Origin of the sequence: Pseudomonas sp. FYR_5, assembly GCF_043106315.1 — a bacterium.
Lineage (GTDB): Bacteria > Pseudomonadota > Gammaproteobacteria > Pseudomonadales > Pseudomonadaceae > Aquipseudomonas > Aquipseudomonas putida_Y.
In genome coordinates, this window is sequence record NZ_JBICMK010000085.1 from 1 (window position 1) to 22,277 (window position 22,277).

Below are 22,277 nucleotides of genomic sequence, written 5' to 3' on the forward strand. Positions count from 1 at the left end.
GGGCCAAAAAATCTGGCCTTGCTCGAATCCCGGGAGCAGGCAGCTTCGTAGATGGCACCGGCGTTACCGGTGTTCGCGGGTAAACCCGCTCCTACAAATCATGAAATGTGCGTCATTTATACCTGAAGCATGACAGCGTAGTGCTACGCTCGCGGAAATACTCAGCACGGATACTTACCATGGAAATGAACTGGCATCAGGCCCTGCAAGAGAGCCTAAGCTGGCTGGCAATTGCCTCGTTCATCACCCTTGTCAGCTTCACTGCAGCCGCGACTCTGGCTGTGCGTTGTACACGCTGGGGCAGCCAGTTCTGGCAGCTTGCGGGACCCTATTTCAGTTTCAGGCGCAGTTGGCGGCCGTTGCTGGTATTCGCCCTGCTGCTGGTCCTGACGCTGTTTTCGGTTCGCCTCAACGTGCTGTTCTCGTTTTGGTACAACGGCTTCTACAGCGCCTTGCAGGGCCTTGACCAGACGGCGTTCTGGTACCTGCTCGGCGTTTTCGCGGTGCTGGCCACCATCCATGTGCTGCGCTCGCTGTTCACCTTCTATGTCAGTCAGGCGTTCAGTATCAAGTGGCGGGTCTGGCTGACCGAGCGCCTGACCCACGACTGGATGCAGGGCGATGCCTATTACCGTGGCCAGTTCCTTGCCGAGCCAGTGGACAACCCTGACCAGCGTATCGAACTGGACGTCAACGCTTTCGTCACCAACTCGGTCACCCTTGCCTTGGGCGCAGTCAGTGCGCTGGTTTCACTGGTGGCGTTCACCGGCATCCTCTGGGGGCTGTCGGCACCGTTGACGGTGGCCGGCGTGGAGATCCCTCGGGCGATGGTGTTTGCCGTGTACCTGTATGTCATCGCCGCCACCTGGGTCGCCTTCCGCCTCGGGCGCCCGCTGATCCGGCTTAACTTCCTCAACGAGAAACTCACCGCCAACTTCCGTTACACGTTGATGCGTCTGCGTGAGAACGCCGAGAACATTGCCTTCTACCAAGGTTCGCAAGTCGAGCGGGGCACGTTGCTGGGCCGCTTTGCTTCCTTGATCGTGAATGTCTGGGCATTGGTGTACCGGAACCTGAAGCTCAGTGGCTTCAACCTGGGTGTCAGTCAGGTTGCCGTTGTGTTTCCGTTCATTCTTCAGGCGCCGCGCTTCTTCAGTGGGGCGATCAAGCTGGGCGATGTCATGCAAACTTCCCAGGCCTTTGGGCAGGTGCAGGATTCTCTGTCGTTCTTCCGTGAGTCGTACGATGCGTTTGCGCAGTACCGTGCAACCCTTGACCGTCTCACCGGCTTTCTGGATGCCAACCAGCAGGCAAGTGCGTTGCCGCGCGTCGCTACCGAAGACCAGGCGCATGCGCTGCAGATCGCGGGCTTGCAGGTGCTACGCCCGGATGGGCATGCCCTTATCGCCGACCTGGACCTGAGCCTGCACGCCGGTCAGGCGTTGTTGATCAAAGGGCCGTCAGGCAGTGGTAAAACCACGCTGCTGCGTGCCCTGGCGGGCCTTTGGCCGTATGCCGAAGGCAAGGTCAGGCGGCCTACGGGCCATCAGGCATTGTTCCTGTCGCAACGCCCGTACCTGCCGCTGGGTGACTTGCGTACCGTCATTGCCTACCCGGCAGCCAGCAACCCCAAGGATGAACTGCTCATGCAGCAGGCATTGCGCCAAGTCAACCTGGCCCACCTCGCCGAGCGTCTGGACGTCAGCTGCGACTGGTCACACATCCTCTCGGTGGGCGAGCAGCAGCGCCTGGCGTTCGCCCGGGTGCTGTTCAACCGGCCACAGGTGGTGTTCCTCGACGAGTCCACCTCGGCGATGGATGAAGGGCTCGAGCATGCCTTGTATGCGTTGCTGCGTTCGGAAATGCCGAGTGCATTGCTGGTCAGTGTCGGCCACCGCAGCACGCTGGCGGCGTTCCATACCCACCGGCTTGAGGTGGATGGGCATGGCGGTTGGTCGTTGCTGGAGCAGGAGGCTGCGCTGGCCTAGTTCGGCTTGAGTTCCGGGAGCCCCTCACCAGAGCAGCGCATCTCGTGCCTAGCACTGTCATGTGTGAGGGGGCGGTCGAGCATCACGATGTTTTTCAATAATTCCAGAATCCTGCAACCCAGCGGAACCCTTCACCGTCGACCGCTACCCGCCCTACAGAAGGGAAGGGCAAGTGTGTCGCGACGAACAGCTCGCCACTGGTTGCGGCATCGTGTAGCAGCGCCATCCTCACCCGCACTGATTCCTCAGGGTCGTGTTCGAAGCCGTTGTGCCAATCCGGGTGATCAAAGGCTACCGGGAACAATGCGTCGCCGGCGAAGGTCAGCTGCTCTTCGTTCGAGTTGATGTACACCACGCAGTGCCCCGGTGTATGACCGCCGGTAAGGCTGGCGACGACACCGGGGGCCACTTCATGGTGCAGCTCAAAGGTGCGGATCCTGTCGCCGTAGGCTTGCATGAACGCTTTTGCCGTGGACCGCAGTACATCTGGTACCGGTTGAGGCATGTCCGTTTGCGAAAAGTCCGGTGCAGCCCAGAAGTCTACTTCTGTCGCGGTGACATGGATCTTCACGTCCGCACGCAAGCGGTTCTTCACCTCCTCCACCAGCAGGCCGCCGATGTGATCCATGTGCATGTGGGTGATGATGATATCGGTGATCGACTCCAGCGCGATGCCGGCCGCCGCCAGCCGCTTCGGGAAAAGTCCGGCCCGCGGGAACCCAGGGAACTGCCCACCCAGCCCGGCATCCACCAGGATGACCTGCTCGCCGCTGCGCACCAGCAATACATTCAGCGCCCAGTCGAAGGTTTCCGGCCCCAGGAACATGTCCTTGAACCAGGCCGCGCGGGCGGCTGGGTCGGCGTTGGTCGACATGGTTTCGGTGGGCAGGGGCAGTACACCGTCACTCACCACCAGCACCTCGATGTCACCGACTTTCACGGCATAGCGCGAGGGCACCAGTTCTTCGGTCTCGGTCGGGACGACATTGTTCATTGGCATTGTCATGGTCGTTCTCCTGCTGGATGGGAAGGTCGTGCGGGGCTCAAGCCACTGGAATCGACGGGTCGGCGGAAGCCAGGGCGGTAGCGCGCTCGGCTGCCGGCGGGTAGATCCACACGGTGTTGATCTGGGTCTTGAGCTCCTTGGCTTCGCCTTTCACCAGTTTCAACTGGCGGTCCCAGCCCTCGCTGTATACGGCGCCCCAGGCGCCTAGGTCCAGGCAGGTCACGTACTTGGGCTGACGGTAAGTCGTGGGTGCCACCCCCAGCAGATCGGCGGCTGCGTTATTGCCGGCATGGCGACCGAGGCTGATGGCATGCTGGCAGGACATCACCGCGAAATTGCCGATCTCGTCAGTGGCTGCATAAGCCACATCGCCTGCAGCAAAGACATGGTCCAGGCCGTGCACCTTGAGGTTGCCGTCCACATGCAGGCGCCCCTGGTGGTCACGGGTACCGGTCAGTTGTTCGGTCAGCGGGCTGGCGCGCATGCCGGCGGTCCAGACCACGGTCTGGCTTTCGATATGTCGGCCATCAGCCAGCGTTACGCCATTGGCATCCACCGCGGTTACGGTGGCCCCGACAATCCATTCGATACCCAGTTCATCCGAGGCTTCAATGATCGAAGGTCTGATACCCTCACCCAGGGCGGCCCCGATGCGCTCGCCACGGTCGACAAGGACCACCCGGATCTCCGCGTCTTCGCCCAGAGCCGCACGCAGGCGTGCAGGCATCTCGGTAGCGGTTTCGATACCGGTGAAGCCGCCGCCGGATATCACCACGGTATTGCGGGCGCTGCTTGCGGGGCGTTTGCCCAGCGCCATCAGGTGCTGCTCCAGGCGCGCTGCTGATTCGATCTGATCGACGTCGAAGCTATATTGGCTCAGGCCAGGCACGGGTGGGCGGGCCAGCAGGCTGCCACTTGCCAGAATCAGGCGGTCGTAGGCCAATTGCGCCTGTTGGCCGGCTTCGTTGCGATAGCTGACGCGGCGGGCCAGCTCGTCGATGCTTTCGGCGCAGCCCTTGATGAAGCGTACGTCGACAGCATCGAAGAGCGCCTGGAGCGGGGCGAACATGCTATGCACGTCGGCCTCATAGAAACGCGGGCGGATACGCAGTTCAGCCTGTGGCGCCAGCACGGTGATTTGCACGTCTTGCCGACCATGCATGTCGAGCAGGCGCGCGGCGCTCAGGGCGCTCCACAATCCGGCGAATCCTGCGCCAATAACCAGAAGTTGCTGTTTCATGATCGTGCTCCTGTGTTGAACGGGTAAGGGTTCTTAACTTCGGCCCTGGCGGGACGCTGTAGGTCGATGTTATGCAGGGGCAGGGACGCGCACACTTCTCCATGGGTGTGCAGTGGATTACGCATGGGGCGTAAGCAGCTATACGATCGTATCGAAGGGACTGTTCAGTGGTGCAGGGCGGTCTCGATGCAGTCCAGCAGTTGCTGGGCTTCGAATGGTTTTGGCAGACAGCTGACTACGCCTGCCATGCCCGGGGTGATGCGTGAGCGTTGGCCCGGGTGGGCGCTGATGAAGATCACCGGAATGTCGAACCCACGTACCTGTAGTTGCGTCAACAGCTCGACGCCACACATGCCGGGCATCTGGATGTCGGAGATCAGGCAGCCTGCCTGGCCCGGGCCATCAGAGGCAAGGAAATCAATGCCGCTGGCAAAGGTGCGGGTACGGTAGCCGGTGGCGCGCAACAGGCCGTCGAGCGCATCGCGCAGGGACTCGTCGTCGTCGACAACGGCAATCAGAGTTGCGGTGGGCTGCTTCATGCGCGGTCTGCTCCTGGCGGCCTGTGCCATTGTTTCAAGATACCCGGTCGCGCAAGTGGCAGAAGTATACCTAGGTATAGCTGGGCTATACCTGCGTCTGGTATTGCCGGTTTCCGGTGGCCAAACCTGTGAACCTTGCCCAACAATAGGCTAGATTTTCAACCTGCCAACAGCACGCGGCGTCACGGCTGAAGGAGCGCAAATGGCCTTACAGAGCACACACGGCCCGAATGAGCCGGTGGTGTATATCGTTGATGACGACGAGTCCATGCGCCTGGCACTCGACGGGTTGTTCCGTTCGGTGGGCTTGCAGGTGCAAAGCTTTGCTTCCACCCAGGAATTTGTTGCCTTCCCCCGCAAGGCTGTGCCCGGTTGCCTGGTGCTCGATGTGCGTCTGCGTGGCGAAAGTGGCCTGGCGTTCCAGGCACAGATGGAGCAGGGAGGGGTGCACATTCCGGTGGTATTCATCACAGGGCATGGTGATATCGCCATGTCGGTCAAAGCGATGAAGGCTGGCGCGGTAGACTTTCTGACCAAACCGTTCCGTGACCAGGACATGCTCGACGCGGTGGCCAGTGCCCTGGCTCGCGACCGCGAGCGTCTGGCAGGTGAACAGGCCGGCGGGGCATTGCGCAGCGCTTTCCAGACGCTAACGTCCAGGGAGCGGCAGGTGCTGGCCTTCGTTATCGCCGGCCTGATGAACAAGCAGATCGCTGCTGAGTTGAACCTCAGCGAGGTCACCGTGAAAGTGCATCGTGGGCAGATGATGAAGAAACTCGGCGCTCGCTCGGTCGCCGACTTGGTGCGCATGGCCGAGGCGCTGGGTGTCGAGCCGTTGCGTCGCATGGTCTGACACAGCTCGCATTGTTCCAACTTGACGAAGGGGCCCGGACCCATGCCAGGTAGACAGCAAGTCCTGTGGAACGATGGTGATCGCCTGTTTTGCCGGCTACGGCGCCCGGACGGCACCCGCGTGCTGCTGATGCAGCCGGCCAATGAGCAGCCTACGCCCGCCACCGTCGACCGCTTGGCACATGAGTATGGTCTACGCGATGAGCTTGAGGATAGCTGGGCGCTGCAGCCCCAGGCCTTGGAGCGCTTCAATGGCAAGCCGCGCCTGGTGCTGAGCGACCCGGGCGGCCAACCGTTGTCGGCCTTGCTGATGTCACCGCTGGACATCGAAACCTGCCTTGAGCTGGCTGTGGCAATTAGCGTTGCCTTGGGCCGCCTGCACTTGGCCGGGTTGGTGCATAAGGACCTCAAACCCCACCACATCCTGGTTGACTGCGACGATGGCAAGGTCCGCCTTACCGGTTTCGGCCTGGCGTCACGTTTGCCCCGCGAGCGGCAAGCGCCCGAACCGCCGGAGACCATCGCCGGCACCTTGGCATACATGGCGCCTGAGCAGACAGGGCGGATGAACCGCTCCGTAGACTCACGCAGTGACCTCTACGCGCTGGGGGTGGGCCTGTACCAGATGCTCACTGGTTCGCTGCCCTTCAATGCCACAGAACCTATGGAGTGGGTGCACTGCCACATTGCTCGCAAACCACTGCCACCCAGCGAGCGCGTTGCCACCGTGCCGCCGCTGCTGTCCCGACTGGTGATGAAACTCCTGGCCAAGACCGCTGAAGATCGCTACCAGAGTGCTGCCGGCCTTGAGCAAGACCTGCGCCGGTGCCTTGCCGAGTGGCGACAAAACCGGAGCATCAAGGCCTTCAGCCTGGATGAACAAGGCGCCCCCGACCGCCTGTTGATCCCGGAAAAGCTATACGGTCGCGAACGCGAAGTGCAGATTCTCGAAGATGCCTTCGCTCGCATGGTGCGCAGCAGCGTGCCGGAGCTGGTGCTGGTCTCCGGTTATTCGGGGATCGGCAAATCCTCGGTGGTCAATGAGTTGCACAAGGTACTGGTACCACCGCGAGGGCTGTTCGCAAGTGGCAAGTTCGACCAGTACAAGCGCGATATCCCGTATTCCACCCTGGTGCAGGCGTTTCAGGGGCTGGTGCGCACGTTGCTTGGGAAAAGCAGCGAGGTGCTGGCCGGATGGCGTACGGCATTGCTGGCGGCGTGTGGGCCCCACGCACGGCTGATGACCGACCTGATTCCGGAGCTGCGGCTGATCATCGGCGAGCCTGCGCCAGTGCCGGTGCTTGATCCGCAGCAGGCGCAACGGCGGTTTTTGCTGGTATTGCGACGCTTCATCTCGGTGTTTGCCCGCGCCGAGCACCCGCTGGCGCTTTTTCTGGACGACCTGCAGTGGCTGGACGCGGCGACCCTCGACCTGCTCGAAGACCTGCTTACGCACCCGGAACTGCGCTATCTGATGGTGGTGGGCGCCTACCGCGACAACGAGGTGGATGCCCACCACCCATTGACCGCCAGGCTCCAGGCGATTCGCCAGGCAGGCGCCCCTGTGCATGAGGTTCGCCTTGCGCCCCTGGCACGCCCGCATATCGAACAGCTGATCGCCGAGTCACTGCACTGCCCGGCCCCGAGCGTGATGGGCCTGGCCCAGCTGGTGCAGGACAAGACTGCCGGCAACCCGTTTTTTGTCATCCAGTTTCTCCAGGCGCTGGCCGAGGAGTCGCTCCTGGCCTACGACCACGCAGCCCGGCGCTGGCGTTGGGATTCGCAGCGTATCCATGCCAAGGGTTACACCGACAATGTCGTCGACCTGATGGTTGGCAAGCTCGCCCGACTGCCGTTGGCAACCCGTCAGGCACTTCAGCACCTGGCCTGTCTGGGGAACGTGGCGCATACGCAGACGCTTGCCCTGGTGCTCGATCTGCCGATGGAGCGTGTACAGGCGGTTTTATGGGCGGCAATCCGGCTGGAGCTGGTCGCCCACCATGACGGCACCTGCGCGTTCGTTCATGACCGCATCCATGAAGCCGCCTACTCGCTGATCGCCGAACAAGACCGCGCTGCCATGCACCTGCGTATCGGTCGCCTGCTGGCCAACCAAGTGCCGGCCCAGCACCGCGAGGAAGCCATTTTCGAGATCGTCGGGCAGCTCAACCGCGGTGCGACGCTGATCGATGCCCCTGGCGAACGCAAGCAGTTGGCCGAACTCAACCTGCTTGCCGGGCGCCGGGCCAAGGCCGCATCGGCCTACGGATCGGCCTTGGCCTACCTGAGCGTGGGCGAGCAATTACTGGAGGGGCCGTGTGCCGCTTATCCGCATGAATTGAGCTTTGCCCTGGCGCTGAACCGGGCTGAATGCGAGTTTCTCACCGGCCAGCTCGGGTGCGCGGACGCGCGCCTGATCGGCCTGGCTCGGCGCGCCAGGACCACAGCCGAAGGCGTTGCGGTAGCGTGCTTGCATATGGATGTTTGCCTGATGCTCGACCGCAGCGATCGCGCGGTGGCGGTTTGCCTCGCCTGGCTGCGGCAGGTGGGCATCCACTGGGTCGCGCGGCCGAGCGATGACGAGGTACGTGGTGAATATGACCAGATCGCGTTGCGGGTAGGCGCGCGTAGCATCGAGCAGTTGATTGACCTGCCGCTGATGGAGGACGCGACCTCCCTGGCCACCCTGGATGTCTTGTGCAAGCTGTTCGCCCCGGCTGTGCAAACCAATGCCAACCTGGCCTGCCTGACCATATGCAAGGCTGTAAGTTTGAGCCTCGAGCATGGCAACTGTGATGCATCGTGCATGCTCTACGCCAATATCGGGCGGGTGTCCCGGCGCTATGGCGACTACCAGACCGGTTACCGATTCGGGCGTCTTGCTTGCGAGCTGGTCGAGCGGCGCGGCCTGCAACGCTTTGAAGCCAGTACTTTCCTGTGTTTCTCGATGTTCGTGGTGCGCTGGACGCGGCCGGTCAGCGAGTGTCGCGAGTTGCTGCGCCGGGCCTTCGTCGCGGCCAACCGGGTTGGTGACCTGCCGTATGCCGCTTATGTAGGCAATGGGCTGATATCCGATCAGTTGTTCACTGGTGAACCGCTGGGCAGCATGCAACCGGAGGCCGAGCAAGGATTGGCCTACGCAGAAAAAGTGCATTTCGGGCTGGTGATCGACTTCATGAACACGCAGCTGGCGCTGATCCGCACGCTGCGCGGGCAAACGCCGGTGTTTGGAAGTCTGAACGACGAGCACTTCAATGAAGCGCGCTTCGAGCAGCACCTGGACGCTGCTCCGGACCTTGCCTTGGCGGCCGGCAAATACTGGGTGCGCAAGCTGCAGGCGCGCTACCTGGCAGGCGACTATGCGGCGGCCGAAGCCTGTGCGGCGCGGGCCAAGGCGCTTAAATGGGTGATCACCTCGTTTTTCGAGGAGGCGGAGTACCACTTCTTTGCCGCACTGACGCTGGCGGCCGGGCAGAGCGTTGATGATGTCACGTTGCAGGCGTTGGCCGAGCACCATCACGAGCTGCAGACCTGGGCCCGGCAGTGCGCAGAAACCTTCGCCAGTCGGCAGGTGCTGCTGGAGGCCGAAATCGCGCGCTTGCAGGGGCACGTGGTCGACGCCGAGCACCTCTATGAGCAGGCCATCCAGCTCGCGCGTGACAGCGGCTTTGTGCATGTCGAGGCGCTTGCAAACGAATTGGCATCGCGCTTCTACGGCAGCCGCGGGCTTGCCCGGATTGCCCGCGTCTACCTTCGAGATGCGCGTTATGGCTACCTGCGCTGGGGTGCCGATGGCAAGGTGCGCCAGTTGGACAGCCGTCATCGTTATCTGCGCAGCATCGAGCCAGAGCCAGGCCCCACGGCTACCATCGCCACCCCGGTCGAGCACCTGGACCTCGCGACGGTGCTCAAGGTGTCCCGCGCCGTGTCGGGCGAAGTCGATCTGCAGAAACTGATCACCCAAGTGCTGCGCACGGCGATCGAGCAAGCCGGTGCCGAGCGGGGCGTGTTGGTCCGCGCCCGAGGGAGCGAGCCGCATATCGTCGCGCAGGCAAGTGTGGGGCAGGGTGAAGTGATGATTTGCAACGAACCGGTGAGCAGTACGCTGCTGGCCGAGTCCGTGCTTTACCAGGTACTGCGCACGGGGGAAAGTCTGTGCCTGGACGACGCCATGGGTGACGCTGCGTTCATGGCTGACGACTACATCCGCCGATGCTCGGCTCGGTCGCTGCTATGCCTGCCGCTTAGCAATCAGGCGCGGCTGGTTGGGGCGCTGTACCTGGAGAACAATCTCAGTGCCGGCGTGTTCGACCCCGCGCGTATCGCGGTGTTGCGGCTGGTCGCGTCACAGGCCGCCATCTCGCTTGAGAACGCCAGGCTGTATCACGAGGTAGCGGAACGGGAGGCCAAGAATCGCCAGGTACAGGCCGAACTGGCGCATGCCAACCGTGTCGCTACCATGGGCCAGTTGGCCGCTTCGATCGCCCATGAAGTCAATCAGCCGATCGCTGCCACGGTCACCAATGCCAATGCCGCCATCCGCTGGTTGAGCGCAAAGCCACCGGCGCTGGATGAAGTAGGCCTGGGGCTGGGACGGATCATCAAGGACGCCAACCGCGCGGCGCAGGTGCTGGGCCGTATTCGTGAGTTGATCCGCAAAGCCCCGCCGCAGAAGCAGTCGGTGGGCGTCAACGCAGTGGTGCTGGAGATGGTCGACTTTACCCGTGGCGAGGCCGTGAGGGCGAGGGCACAGGTGCATACCGCCCTTGCCGAGGGCTTGCCGCAGGTGCTGATCGACCGCGTGGAGTTGCAGCAGGTACTGCTGAACCTGATCCTCAACGCGCTGGAGGCGATGCTGGAGGTTGAAGGTGCCCGTGAGCTGCAAATAAGCACGGCCCTCGACCAGGAGGGGGTGCGGGTAACCGTGGCGGACAGCGGGCCCGGATTCGTAGCGGAAAACGTAGAGCAGGTTTTCGAGCCTTTTTACACCACCAAGGCGACCGGCCTGGGCATGGGGCTGTCAATATGCCGCTCGATCATCGACAGCCACGGCGGCCGCTTCTGGGCCAGCCCCAAGCAGAGTCCTGGCGCCCAGGTGCAGTTCTCCTTACCGGCGCTTCTGGTTGATTCAGGTCAATAGTTATCAAGCTGTCGGTTGCATGTTTCTTATAGTTCGTATCAGCTAGATGGCAAAGAGAACCTAAGCGTGACGAGCGACTTATCAGCATGCTGATACAGCGACGACCGCTCATGTCCACCTAAGCCCGTTACAGTCGAGCTGTGCGCACAGGGGAGTCTCATTGAAAACGCCAGTGGTCGACGCAGTCGTTGAGCAAACACCAATCCCTGCGCATTCTGTGGCCTGGCACACCCTGCCAGCCGAGCAGGTGACAAACCTGCTTGAGGTCAATGCGCATGTCGGACTGGAGGTTGCCGAGGTTCAAGCCCGTCTTGACCGCGCTGGTTTCAATCGCCTGCCAGAGGCAGCAAGGCGCCCGGCCTGGTTTCGATTCTTGCTGCAATTTCACAACATCCTGATTTACGTGCTTTTAGGATCCGCTGCGATTACCGCGATGCTGCAACATCTGTGGGATACGGTCGTGATCCTGGCGGTGGTGATTGCAAACGCAATCATTGGCTACGTTCAGGAAGGCAAAGCAGAAAAGGCGATGGATGCTATCCGGCAGATGCTGGCACCGCGCGCCGCAGTGATTCGCGCAGGCGAACGCTTGAGTATTGCGGGTGAGGAACTGGTACCGGGCGATATCGTATTGCTGGAGGCGGGAGACAAAGTCCCTGCTGATTTACGCTTGCTGCACGCGAACAGGCTTCACATTCAGGAAGCCATTCTTACCGGTGAATCCGTACCCGTAGAAAAGCATACCCAATCAGTGCCCCTTGGCGCAGCCTTGGGTGATCGTACGTGCATGGCGTTCAGCGGTACGCTCGTGACTTGCGGACAGGCAACAGGCGTTGTAGTGGCTACCGCAGCAGCAGCCGAGATCGGGCGTATCAGCTCTCTGCTTGCAGGTGTAGAAACGCTGACCACCCCGCTGGTGCAGCAAATGAACGTGTTTGCCCGCTGGCTGACGATCCTGATTCTGTTAGTTGGCGGCTTATTGCTCGTGTTCGGCCATTATGTCGGGCACTACGCCTTCACCGAAATCTTCATGGTCGTGGTGGGGATGTCGGTAGCGGCGATACCTGAAGGGCTGCCTGCCGTCCTTACCATTACGCTGGCCGTCGGAGTTCGGGCAATGGCCCGACGCAACGCTATCGTGCGCCGTCTGCCTACCATCGAAACGCTAGGCTCGGTCTCCGTCATCTGCACTGACAAAACCGGCACACTGACCCGCAACGAAATGATGGTGGCAACGGTCGTCACGAACGATCTGGTCTTCACGGTCGATGGCGCTGGTTATCAGCCTGTGGGAAGCATCAGTCTTGCTGATCGGTCAATTGACCTGTCGTCTCACCCCGCGCTGTCGGACCTGGGACGAGCAGCAGGTCTTTGCAATGATGCCGTACTGCGTCTGCATGACGATGTATGGACGGTGGAAGGTGATCCGATGGAGGGGGCCTTGCTGGCATTCTCCGGAAAAACCGGAATCGATCGAGATGAAGATCGTCGGGCTTGGCCTCGCACTGATGCCATACCGTTTGACGCTAAACACCGCTTCATGGCGACACTGCATCACAACCATGATGGACAAGCTTTTATCTACGTGAAAGGTGCGCCAGAGCAGCTACTGGCCATGTGCACGCATCAGCTTGCAAGCACTCGCGAGACTGAACCGCTCAATGTGGACTACTGGCACGCAAAGGCGAACGCCATTGCTGCCAAGGGGCAGCGTGTATTGGCGTTTGCAGTAAGGCCGGTTCGGACCGAGCACACCGTGTTGGCGTTCGGGGACGTGCAAGGAAAGTTGACGTTGCTGGGCATGGTCGGTCTGATTGATCCACCTAGACCCGAGACGTTAGAGGCGGTTCAGCAATGCCAAAAAGCGGGCATTGCCGTAAAAATGATCACTGGCGATCATGACGGTACCGCCGCCGCTATCGGTCGCCAGATAGGTCTGCAAAATCCCGACAAGGTGCTGACTGGCGTGGACCTGGACGCCATGAACGATGCCGCCCTCAAGGAGGCGGTAAAGGGCATCAACATTTTTGCTCGCACCAGCCCCGAACATAAGCTCAGGTTGGTAATGCTGCTGCAATCGAATGGCATGACAGTGGCCATGACCGGCGATGGCGTTAACGACGCACCGGCGCTAAAGCGTGCCGACGCCGGTATAGCCATGGGTGGAAAAGGCAGTGAGGCCGCCAAGGAGGCCGCAGACCTGGTGTTGGCCGATGACAACTTCGCCTCCATCGTCGCTGCAGTACGCGAAGGCCGAACAGTCTATGACAACATCAAGAAAGTGTTGAGCTGGACGCTGCCTACCAACGCAGGCGAGACCATGACCATCATTGTCGCGCTGCTCCTCGGCATTACGCTGCCGGTGACGCCGATACAGATTCTGTGGATCAACCTGATAACCGCAGTGACCCTCGGCATCGCGCTCGCGTTCGAGCCCACCGAAGAAAACACCATGCTCAGACTGCCCCGTTCACGTAAGGAACCACTCATAAGCGGAGCCCTGGTCTGGCATATGGTGCTTGTTTCCATTCTTTTCCTCTGTGGTGTTTATGGCATTTTTTCGTATGCACTCGACCGTGGCTACTCTGTTGAGTTGGCCCGCACCCTCGCGGTGAACACGTTAGTCGTGATGGAAATATTCCACCTGTTCTTCATTCGTAACCTCTACAGCACATCGCTTACCTGGAAGGGTATTCGCGGCACCAAGGTCGTGTGGATGACCGTCATGGTGATTACCTTCGCTCAGTTCGCCATCACGTATGCGCCACCGCTGCAAAAGGTATTTGCAACGGAGGCAATCCCCTTCCTTGATGGCCTGCTGATCATCGGGGTTGGCGTTGCGCTATTTGCGGTTATCGAGATAGAAAAACAGATTCGAATCCGCTTGTCCGAGTAGAACGGGTTGAATGCTGGCGGCACCCGGAACGACAAGCACCTTCATGACCTGAAAGAGGATTTGGAACATGCACAAAATACTGGTTGCGGTCGATGGTTCCGAGCATTCGGAACGCGCCGTGCGTTACCTTATTGGGCTTATCCAGGAGGGTGGGTTGCTGGGCGGCAATGTTGAGGTACATCTGTTGAATGTACAGCCACTTTTACCCACTCGAATCGCAAATCGCATGAGCGAGGATGAGCGTGATCGCTACTATGGGGATAGAAGTGCCGAGGATTTACGAAAGGCTGAGGTGCTTCTGAAGCAAGAAGGGATTGCATTCGCACTCCATACCCTGCAAGGCGATGCAGCCAGTCAAATTGTGGCGTGTGCGCATTTCCTTGGATGTGACAGCATCATCCTGGGTTCGCATGGCAATGGTTTTTTGGCAGGGATTTTTCTGGGGTCTGTCGCGGCAAAGGTGATTCAGCTCTCGGATTTACCCATCACCTTGGTCAAATAAGAGATCGTGGTGCGCGTTCAGTTGACCGAGCCGGCCATTGCTCACTCCAGGATCCTGGCTTGTCGGCTCGCTGCGCTATTGCTAGTGTCGATCTATGACTGACTATTGCCTCACCTCGACTACCACCACCACGACCGCTGAAAGCGGAGCGTGCGAGGTGTCGTGAGCCAATAGCAAACGAACTTCAAAGGCCCGCCAGCGATGGACAGGGCCTTTTTATGGCTCCCTTGTGTCGCTGGTTCAAACGCAAGGAGATGCACCCATGTACGCCCTGTTGATACTCGATATCCAAGTCGGGCTTGTTCACGGCCCGGAAAAACCATGGCGCTGCGAAGCGTTGTTGGAAACAGTGAATACCCTGATGGACAAGGCACGCAGCGCTGGCGCTCCGATATTTCTCGCGCGCCACATCGGGCCCGCGGGATCTCCAATCGAACCAGACAGCCCGTTGACGATGGTTGCGCAAGAACTGAAGCTTCTGGGTGGAGAGGTGGTATTCGAAAAGCGGCGACCCAACGCCTTCGAAATGACTGGCCTGGCGGACAATTTGCGGTCTCGCGGGGCTACCGGTGTGGTCATCACTGGCATGAAAACTCAATACTGTGTAGACAGCACCTGCCGTGCTGCTCGTGACCTTGGCTTTGATGCAGTACTTGTCGCCGAAGGTCATACCTGTTCAGACACGCCAATGATGAAAGCTAAGGACATCGTTGCCCATCACAATGCAACGCTTGACGGGCCGTTCTGCCGGCTAGTTCGGGCAGAGGAGTGGCACTTCTAGCAGAGCCCGAAACTACAGGAATGCACGTTACTTGCCATCCTGAGCAACTCATCGAACCCAATCGTGGATCTGCCACCTTTACTCGATACGGTGGCAGACCCAAGTCCTAAAGGCCGCTCAATGGGAATGCCGCGGCATCCCACCTTCACGGGCGATCACACGCATGTGCAGGGTGGCCGGTTCCAGGCAACCACCGGTGGACAACTGCCCGACCAATTGGCGGTAGAGCTCTTGCCACGGAGTCTGAGAGGCTGGAATGTTCGGCTTCCAGGCAGCGCGACGGCGCGCCACTTCGTTATCGTCTACCAGCAGGTCGACGCGACGCTGGTTGAGGTCGACACGCAGCAAGTCATTGGTCTGAAGCAGTGCCAGGCCGCCACCGACCGCCGCTTCCGGCGACATGTTAAGAATCGACGGGCTGGCCGAGGTGCCGCTCTGGCGACCGTCGCCGAGGCACGGCAACGAGTCGATGCCCTTTTTGATCAGCGCCGCCGGTGGCGCCATGTTGACCACCTCAGCACTGCCCGGGTAACCCACGGTGCCGGCGCCACGGATCACCAGGATGCAACGCTCGTCGATGTCCAGTGCTGGGTCGTCGATGCGGGCGTGGTAGTCCTCGGGGCCCTCGAACACGATGGCCCGCGCCTCAAAGCTGTTTTCCTTGCCTGGCTCGGACAGATAGGTCTTGCGGAAGGCTTCGCCGACTACCGACATCTTCATGATTGCGCTGTCGAAAAAATTGCCGCTGAGGACGATGAAACCAGCGCTGTGTTTGAGCGGCTCGTCGAACGGCAGGATCACGTCGCGGTTGCTGGTGACGGTGTCGCTGACCACCTCGCCGACGGTCTTGCCACTGACCGTGGCGCAGGCTTCATGCAGGCGACCTGCCTTACGCAGCTCGTGCATCACCGCCGGTACGCCGCCGGCACGGTGGAAACCTTCGCCCAGGTACTTGCCGGCCGGCATGCAGTTGACCAGCAGCGGCACGTCTTCACCGATGCGCTGCCAGTCGTCGAGCGACAACTCGATGCCCATGTGCCGGGCAATGGCGATCAAGTGGGGCGGGCAATTGCTTGAGGCGCCAAGGGCCGAGGCTACTGCGATGGCGTTCTCGAATGCTTCGCGGGTCATGATCGATGAGGGGCGTACGTCTTGCATTACCAGTTCGCAAATGCGTCTGCCGGTGACGTAGGCCATTTGCCCGCGTTCCCGATAGGGCGCGGGGATGCTGGCGCAACCGGGCAGCGACATGCCCAGGGCTTCGGCCAGGGCGTTCATCGACAGCGCCGTGCCCATGGTGTTGCAGTGGCCTACCGACGGTGACGCGGCGGTGGTCATTTCCATGAAACCTTCGTAGTCGATTTCACCGGCAGCCATCAGATTGCGCGCATGCCACAGCACCGTGCCCGAGCCGATCAGTTGGCCCTTGTGATGGCCGTCTAGCATTGGTCCGCCGGACAGCACAATGGCCGGCAGGTCGGTGGTGGCGGCGGCCATCAGGCAGGCTGGAGTGGTCTTGTCGCAGCCGGTGGTCAACACCACACCATCCAGCGGGTAGCCGTGGAGGATCTCCACCAGCCCCAGGTACGCCAGGTTGCGGTCGAGCGCGGCGGTTGGCCGACGACTCTGTTCGGCGATCGGGTGCACCGGGAACTCCATCGGAATGCCGCCCGCATCACGGATACCGGCCTTGACCCGCTGAGCCAGTTCCAGGTGATGGCGGTTGCATGGCGTCAAGTCGCTTCCGGTCTGGGCGATGCCGATGATCGGCCGCCCCGATTGCAGTTCAGCGCGGGTCAGGCCGTAGTTCATGTAACGCTCCACGTACAGCGCGGTCATGTCGGCGTGGCTCGGGTCGTCGAACCATTGCTGACTGCGTAGCGAGCGTTTTGGGGTATCGGTCATATCGATCTCTCTTGTATTTTTGGCCACTGGTTAGCGTTGCGGCACACCGACGCCTAAATGGCTGTGTTGGGATGAAGCCGCACTTCCCACTGCGTCGTCCAGTGCCGTCAGGTCGCGGCCACGGGTTTCGATGGACAGCCAGGTGCCGATCAAGGTCAGCCCAGTCAGCGCCAGGGTGTATAGCGCCAGCACCCAGTAGGCACCACCGGCCAGACCGACCAGGAATATGCCCAGGAGCGGTGCCACGCCGCCGGACAGCATCGCGCCGATTTCTCGGGACAGAGCCACGCCGGAGTAGCGGTAGCGGTTGCCGAACAGTTCGGTGAAATGCGCACACTGTGCCCCGAGCATGCTATTTGCAGCCAGGGTGAAGCCACCTATCACCGCGATGTACACCAATGTCGAATTGCCGCTGTCGATCATCCACCACGAGGGAAACGCCCACAACGCGCCGAACAAGGCGCCGCCACGGTACACCGCCAGGCGTCCGATACGATCGGACAGAGCGCCGAACAATGGGGTGGTGAATACGCTGAGGATACTGGCGACGAGCACCGCATTGGTGCCAATGGTGGCCAGGTTGGCACCTTCCTCGCTGAGATGGCTGCTGGCGAAACCGGTAAGGAAGGCGATGGATACAGTGGCATAGAGGGTCGAGCAGCCCGTTTCGGCCATGCGCATCAACGTAGTCGCTGCCAGTGGCCGACGTGCATTACGCAGCACGGCGCGCATCGGCGATTCGATCACTTGCTGGTTCTGGCTGAGCTGCTGGAACACCGGGCTTTCCTTGAGCTTGAGGCGGATCCAGATGGCCATGAATATCAGCACTACGCTGGCCAGGAAGGGGATCCGCCAGCCCCAGTCGAGCAATTCTTCCTGTGTCAGCGAGCTCTGCATCACGCGGAAAGTGATAGTGGCAAGGGCCAGGCCGCTGAATACCCCAATGAAGGGCAGGGCGGCATAGAACCCTCGTCGCTCCCGCGGAGCCAGTTCGGCCATGAGTGTCGCCGCGCCGGTCTGTTCGGCACCCGCACCGAAACCTTGCAGCAGGCGCAGCAATACCAGTAGCACAGCACCCGTGGCGCCAGTCGGTAGCAGGCCAATCAGGGTAGTAGCTGTACCCATCAGGGCAATGGTCAGCAACAAGACCAGCTTGCGCCCTTTGCGGTCACCCAGCGAGCCAAAGAAAAGCCCGCCGAACGGTCGCGCCAAGAATCCTGCACCATAGGTGGCGAAACTGGCGAGCAATGCGCCAGTGGTGCCGAGGGTGGGGAAGAATATATGGCCGAAGACAAGTGCCGCGGCTAGCCCATAAATGGCGAAATCGTAGTACTCCAGAGCACTGCCGATTGCGCCGGTATAGATCGCCCGGCGCAGCTGACGGGGGTCGGGCACGACGTCCTTGGCTTGGGTTTGCATGTATTGCCTCGCTTTTTTGTTGTTATGGACCCGGCGGAAATCCTGAGTGTCGCTACTTCAGGAGTCCTCGAGCGGCTAGGTTGTGCATCATCGCGCCGAGACCGAACGTCCAAGGGCGAGCTTGGTCGCTTGTCGTGACTTGGTTATGCAGTTGGCCCAGGAACGGGCTGGCAATGCGCACGTGGTCGTCGGGTTTGTGCGTGAAGCCGGCACCCGGCTGGTCGCGGTCCTCGGTGGGGGCGAAAAGCGTGCCGAGGAACAGCATGAAGCCGTCTGGGTACTGATGATTTTCGTTGAGGGTCTGCCGCACTAGATCTTCGGGGTCGCGGCTGATCTGGTCCATCGAACTGCTGCCAAGCAGGCGGTAGCCATCGCGACCCTGGACTTCCAGATCGACCACGCAGCGGCGCACAGTGTCCAAGTCGAAGGTCTCATCGAACAGGCGAATGAACGGGCCGACGGCGCAAGAGGCGTTATTGTCCTTGGCCTTGCTCAGCAGCAGTGCGCTGCGGCCCTCGAAGTCGCGCAGGTTGACGTCGTTGCCCAAGGTCGCGCCATGAATCCGGCCGCGGCTGTCGACCGCCAGCACCACCTCCGGTTCGGGGTTGTTCCATGCCGATTTCGGGTGCACGCCGATTGCGTTGCCGCTGCCGACAGCTGCCAACACCGGGGCTTTGGTAAATATTTCCGCATCCGGACCGATCCCGACCTCCAGGTATTGGGACCACATTCCCTTTTCCAGCAGCAGTGCTTTCAACGCCATGGCCTGTTGAGAGCCTGGCCGCACCGCACGCAAGTTGTCACCGATCACCGTGCGCACTGTGGCACGCACCGCTTCGGCTTTGCTGGCGTCGCCGCCGGCTTGCTCCTCGATCACCCGTTCGATCATGCTGGCGGCGAATGTCACGCCTGCGGCCTTGATGACTTGCAGGTCGACTGGCGCGAGCAGATAGGGCTTGCTGGCATCGAAGGCGGCACCGCTGTTGCTCAGCAGCGCCTCGACGCTACCCAGAAACTGGCCCGGCGTGCTGCGTACTGCCTGTAGCGGATCTTCATGCTCAAGCAACTGACTGAGGGTGGCGAAGCGTTCGGAGAGGTCGAACACACCGTCATTACGCAACACTATCGGCGAGGGGCCGCCGGGTTCACCGGGTGTCCAGGCACGGCCGACAAGGGTGCCGGCCAGGTTGTCCTCGGGAAGAGTATTAGCGGAAGTGAGCGTTATCGGCATGGCATCTAGGTCTCCTGGATCTGAAAGCTGAACGCTAGGGCAAACCGTGCGATAAACTCCAATGGCATCTTTTCACTATTCGATAACATGTGGTTATTGCCCAAAGGTGGATTCATGTCGGACCTATCTTTTTCTCACGTCTGCAACTGGCTTAAATTCCGCCACCTTCTGCTCATCGACACACTCGGCCGCACACACAACATGCATCTGGCAGCTCAGCAGATGAACCTCAGCCAGCCGGCGATCAGCAAGATGCTCAAGGAGATCGAGAACCTGCTCGGCTTCGCCCTGTTCGAGCGTCTGCCACGCAGCATGCCGCCCACCGCCCTGGGCGAGCAGGTGGTGCGCTATGCCCAGGTCGCACTCAATGATGCACGCACCTTCGTCGACCAGATCGACAGCCTGCGCCAAGGCGGCCACGGGCATCTGAAGGTTGGCGGCATCTTTGCCGCCACCGCCGTGGCGCTGCCAGAAGCCATCGTCGAGATCAAGCAGCGCAAGCCGTTGCTATCGATTGAGGTGGTGGAGCAGACCAGCGACCATCTCATGGCGATGCTGGAGGACAAGAACCTGCACCTGGCGGTAGCACGATTCACCGATGTGGCGCAGCACCAGCGCTTCGACTTCCAGCCGCTGGCGCCGGAGCCGTTCTGCTTCGTGGTCAACGACCAGCATCCTTTGAGCGATGCCGGGCCGGTGACCCTGCCTCAGCTGCTTGAGTGGCCGTGGATCCTCTACCCGAAGGGCACGCCAATTCGTGGTCGTATGGAACGCGCGTTCGCCGAGGCCGGGGTCGCGGTGCCGCGCAACACCATCGACACCATTTCAATGCAGACCTTCCTCAAGGTGCTGTTGGGCGGCCCGATGATCGGCATGCTGCCCCAGGCGATGGTCGAGCCACACATTGACAGCGGGGTACTTATCAACCTCGATACGCCGTTGCACCTGGATCCCCAGGATTACGGCATCTTGACCCGCAAAGGCGAGCCCTTGACCGGAGCGGCGTTGGAGTTTGCCGAGATACTGCTGGCCAACGCACGAAGGGTGCAGTCGGACTGATAACAAGCGGTTATCAAATGATCCCCAAAAGCCATTGGGCAAGAATCGCAGAGCCGCATAGATTAGTGCCCACTGTCTTACGCGACGCGAAGGTACCCTTCATGACTTCATTTGCAGGCCAACAATTCATCGGCGGTAGCCGACGTGCTAACGGGACTGCTTCATTGCATAGCGTGGATGCGCACACCGGGCAGGCGCTACCTGGTGCGTTTTTCCAGGCTACCGAGCAAGAAGTGGATGCGGCTGCTCTAGCCGCTGCCGCTGCCTATCCGATCTACCGGGCGTTGCCCGCTCTGCGCCGGTCCGAATTCCTCGATGCCATTGCCGATGCGCTGGATGCGCTGGGCGATGACTTCATTGATACCGTATGTAGCGAGACCGCCTTGCCAGCAGCAAGAATCTTGGGCGAGCGGGCGCGGACCAGCGGTCAGTTGCGGTTGTTTGCCTCGGTGTTGCGCCGAGGTGATTTCGCCGCTGCGCGTATCGACCGCGCACAGCCCCAGCGCACCCCGCAGCCACGGCTGGACATCCGCCAGTGCCGCATGGGCCTGGGGCCGGTGGCGGTATTTGGCGCCAGTAACTTCCCTCTGGCGTTTTCCACCGCCGGTGGCGATACCGCCGCAGCCCTGGCTGCAGGCTGCCCAGTGGTGTTCAAGGCCCACAGCGGCCACATGGGGACTGCGCAATGGGTGGCCGAGGCGATTGTAGGGGCCGCCGAGCGTTGTGGCATGCCTGCCGGCGTGTTCAACATGATTTTCGGCGGTGGCGTGGGTGAGGCCTTGGTCAAACACCCTGCCATACAGGCGGTTGGTTTCACCGGTTCGCTCAAGGGCGGCCGTGCCCTTTGCGACATGGCCGCGGCGCGGCCACAACCGATCCCGGTTTTCGCCGAAATGAGCAGTATCAACCCGGTGCTGGTGTTGCCCGGCGCGCTGGCGGTTCGCGGCGAGGCCGTGGCCTGCGAGTTGGTCGCCTCGGTGGTACTTGGGTGTGGGCAGTTCTGCACCAATCCCGGTTTGATACTGGGCGTGCGCTCTCCCGAATTCAGCACCTTTGTCGAACACATGCGTGTGCAGGTAGCCGACCAGTCACCGCAACCCATGCTCAACAAAGGCACCTTGGCCAGCTATGCCCACGGTGTGGCCACCCTCAAGGCACTGCCCGGCATTCGCCATCTGGCGGGTGCCGAACAGCAGGGCAACCAGGCCTGGCCGCAACTGTTCGCGGCAGATGCGCGGTTGCTGCTTGAGGGTGAGCCGTTACTGCAAGAAGAAGTCTTTGGCCCGGCCACGGTGGTGGTCGAACTGGCCGACCAGGCCCAGTTGCTTGCTGCACTGCATGCACTGGGCGGGCAACTGACCGCCACGCTGATCGGCGAGCAGAGCGATCTGGCCGCTGCCGCGCCACTGGTAGCGGTACTGGAGCAGAAGGCCGGTCGGATCCTCGTCAACGGCTACCCGACCGGTGTCGAGGTCTGCGACGCCATGGTGCACGGCGGCCCGTACCCAGCCACTTCTGACAGCCGTGGCACCTCAGTCGGCACACTGTCGATCGACCGCTTCCTGCGCCCGGTGTGCTACCAGAACTTCCCCGATGCGCTGTTGCCCGAAGCCCTGCGCGACGCCAATCCACTAGGGCTGCTGCGGCTGGTCGATGGTCAGCCCAGCCGCGAAGCGATTCGCTGACAGGTACTACCATCGGGCACTCGTGCCCGATGCT

At 61.2% G+C, this 22,277-nt stretch carries 14 protein-coding genes; 8 read left to right on the top strand and 6 right to left on the bottom strand.

Annotated elements, in window-relative coordinates; genetic code table 11:
- The first annotated feature begins 179 nt into the window (after window positions 1-179).
- Window positions 180-1,988, top strand: coding sequence for an ABC transporter ATP-binding protein/permease (locus ACF8RA_RS14430; RefSeq protein ID WP_176683983.1), 1,809 nt, complete (start codon window positions 180-182; stop codon window positions 1,986-1,988).
- A gap of 94 nt (window positions 1,989-2,082) precedes the next feature.
- Here the strand turns inward: ACF8RA_RS14430 and ACF8RA_RS14435 are convergent, their stop codons facing one another.
- The 3 genes from ACF8RA_RS14435 to ACF8RA_RS14445 all read right to left on the bottom strand — a co-directional run bounded on the left by ACF8RA_RS14435 (window position 2,083) and on the right by ACF8RA_RS14445 (window position 4,773).
- Complete coding sequence (locus ACF8RA_RS14435) at window positions 2,083-2,994, bottom strand: MBL fold metallo-hydrolase (protein ID WP_176683982.1); 912 nt, start codon at window positions 2,992-2,994, stop codon at window positions 2,083-2,085.
- Window positions 2,995-3,031: 37 nt separating this feature from the next.
- Window positions 3,032-4,234: an NAD(P)/FAD-dependent oxidoreductase gene (locus ACF8RA_RS14440; RefSeq protein WP_392519272.1), complete on the bottom strand. Its 1,203-nt coding sequence runs from the start codon at window positions 4,232-4,234 to the stop codon at window positions 3,032-3,034.
- A gap of 164 nt (window positions 4,235-4,398) precedes the next feature.
- Window positions 4,399-4,773, bottom strand: a complete 375-nt coding sequence (locus tag ACF8RA_RS14445) for a response regulator transcription factor (protein ID WP_176683980.1) — start codon at window positions 4,771-4,773, stop codon at window positions 4,399-4,401.
- A gap of 202 nt (window positions 4,774-4,975) precedes the next feature.
- Between ACF8RA_RS14445 and ACF8RA_RS14450 the strand changes: the two genes are divergently transcribed.
- From ACF8RA_RS14450 to ACF8RA_RS14470, 5 genes are all read left to right on the top strand, one after another.
- Window positions 4,976-5,626, top strand: coding sequence for a response regulator transcription factor (locus ACF8RA_RS14450; protein ID WP_176683979.1), 651 nt, complete (start codon window positions 4,976-4,978; stop codon window positions 5,624-5,626).
- 42 nt (window positions 5,627-5,668) lie between these two features.
- The gene (locus ACF8RA_RS14455) at window positions 5,669-10,765 is read left to right on the top strand and encodes an AAA family ATPase (RefSeq protein ID WP_392519274.1); all 5,097 of its coding nucleotides are present in this window, start codon (window positions 5,669-5,671) and stop codon (window positions 10,763-10,765) included.
- 160 nt (window positions 10,766-10,925) lie between these two features.
- On the top strand, window positions 10,926-13,661 hold the full coding sequence (locus tag ACF8RA_RS14460) for a cation-transporting P-type ATPase (protein ID WP_392488710.1): 2,736 nt from the start codon (window positions 10,926-10,928) through the stop codon (window positions 13,659-13,661).
- A gap of 67 nt (window positions 13,662-13,728) precedes the next feature.
- Window positions 13,729-14,163 (top strand): universal stress protein, encoded by a 435-nt coding sequence (locus ACF8RA_RS14465; RefSeq protein WP_392519275.1) that lies wholly within the window; start codon window positions 13,729-13,731, stop codon window positions 14,161-14,163.
- 262 nt (window positions 14,164-14,425) lie between these two features.
- Window positions 14,426-14,944, top strand: coding sequence for an isochorismatase family protein (locus ACF8RA_RS14470; protein ID WP_209964824.1), 519 nt, complete (start codon window positions 14,426-14,428; stop codon window positions 14,942-14,944).
- Between the two features lie 117 nt (window positions 14,945-15,061).
- Here ACF8RA_RS14470 and ACF8RA_RS14475 read toward each other — a convergent pair whose 3' ends face one another.
- From ACF8RA_RS14475 to ACF8RA_RS14485, 3 genes are read right to left on the bottom strand one after another with little or no spacing between them, the layout of a single operon-like run.
- Window positions 15,062-16,849, bottom strand: a complete 1,788-nt coding sequence (locus ACF8RA_RS14475; RefSeq protein WP_392519277.1) for an IlvD/Edd family dehydratase — start codon at window positions 16,847-16,849, stop codon at window positions 15,062-15,064.
- Between the two features lie 30 nt (window positions 16,850-16,879).
- On the bottom strand, window positions 16,880-18,268 hold the full coding sequence (locus tag ACF8RA_RS14480) for an MFS transporter (protein WP_392519279.1): 1,389 nt from the start codon (window positions 18,266-18,268) through the stop codon (window positions 16,880-16,882).
- A gap of 52 nt (window positions 18,269-18,320) precedes the next feature.
- Complete coding sequence (locus ACF8RA_RS14485) at window positions 18,321-19,499, bottom strand: fumarylacetoacetate hydrolase family protein (RefSeq protein ID WP_392519281.1); 1,179 nt, start codon at window positions 19,497-19,499, stop codon at window positions 18,321-18,323.
- Between the two features lie 114 nt (window positions 19,500-19,613).
- Here ACF8RA_RS14485 and ACF8RA_RS14490 point away from each other — a divergent pair, with 114 nt between their 5' ends.
- Both ACF8RA_RS14490 and ACF8RA_RS14495 read left to right on the top strand, forming a co-directional pair.
- A complete protein-coding gene (locus ACF8RA_RS14490) occupies window positions 19,614-20,558 on the top strand; it encodes a LysR family transcriptional regulator (protein ID WP_209964830.1) in 945 nt (314 codons plus the stop codon).
- Between the two features lie 101 nt (window positions 20,559-20,659).
- Window positions 20,660-22,243: an aldehyde dehydrogenase (NADP(+)) gene (locus tag ACF8RA_RS14495; RefSeq protein WP_392519284.1), complete on the top strand. Its 1,584-nt coding sequence runs from the start codon at window positions 20,660-20,662 to the stop codon at window positions 22,241-22,243.
- The last annotated feature ends 34 nt before the right edge of the window (window positions 22,244-22,277 follow it).

Excerpts from the sequence above, each read along its gene's own strand:
- ACF8RA_RS14430 (WP_176683983.1), top strand. The coding sequence starts at position 180 with ATGGAAATGAACTGGCATCAGGCCCTGCAAGAGAGCCTAAGCTGGCTG.
- ACF8RA_RS14435 (WP_176683982.1), bottom strand. The coding sequence starts at position 2,994 with ATGACAATGCCAATGAACAATGTCGTCCCGACCGAGACCGAAGAACTG.
- ACF8RA_RS14440 (WP_392519272.1), bottom strand. The coding sequence starts at position 4,234 with ATGAAACAGCAACTTCTGGTTATTGGCGCAGGATTCGCCGGATTGTGG.
- ACF8RA_RS14445 (WP_176683980.1), bottom strand. The coding sequence starts at position 4,773 with ATGAAGCAGCCCACCGCAACTCTGATTGCCGTTGTCGACGACGACGAG.
- ACF8RA_RS14450 (WP_176683979.1), top strand. The coding sequence starts at position 4,976 with ATGGCCTTACAGAGCACACACGGCCCGAATGAGCCGGTGGTGTATATC.
- ACF8RA_RS14455 (WP_392519274.1), top strand. The coding sequence starts at position 5,669 with ATGCCAGGTAGACAGCAAGTCCTGTGGAACGATGGTGATCGCCTGTTT.
- ACF8RA_RS14465 (WP_392519275.1), top strand. The coding sequence starts at position 13,729 with ATGCACAAAATACTGGTTGCGGTCGATGGTTCCGAGCATTCGGAACGC.
- ACF8RA_RS14470 (WP_209964824.1), top strand. The coding sequence starts at position 14,426 with ATGTACGCCCTGTTGATACTCGATATCCAAGTCGGGCTTGTTCACGGC.
- ACF8RA_RS14475 (WP_392519277.1), bottom strand. The coding sequence starts at position 16,849 with ATGACCGATACCCCAAAACGCTCGCTACGCAGTCAGCAATGGTTCGAC.
- ACF8RA_RS14480 (WP_392519279.1), bottom strand. The coding sequence starts at position 18,268 with ATGCAAACCCAAGCCAAGGACGTCGTGCCCGACCCCCGTCAGCTGCGC.
- ACF8RA_RS14485 (WP_392519281.1), bottom strand. The coding sequence starts at position 19,499 with ATGCCGATAACGCTCACTTCCGCTAATACTCTTCCCGAGGACAACCTG.
- ACF8RA_RS14490 (WP_209964830.1), top strand. The coding sequence starts at position 19,614 with ATGTCGGACCTATCTTTTTCTCACGTCTGCAACTGGCTTAAATTCCGC.
- ACF8RA_RS14495 (WP_392519284.1), top strand. The coding sequence starts at position 20,660 with ATGACTTCATTTGCAGGCCAACAATTCATCGGCGGTAGCCGACGTGCT.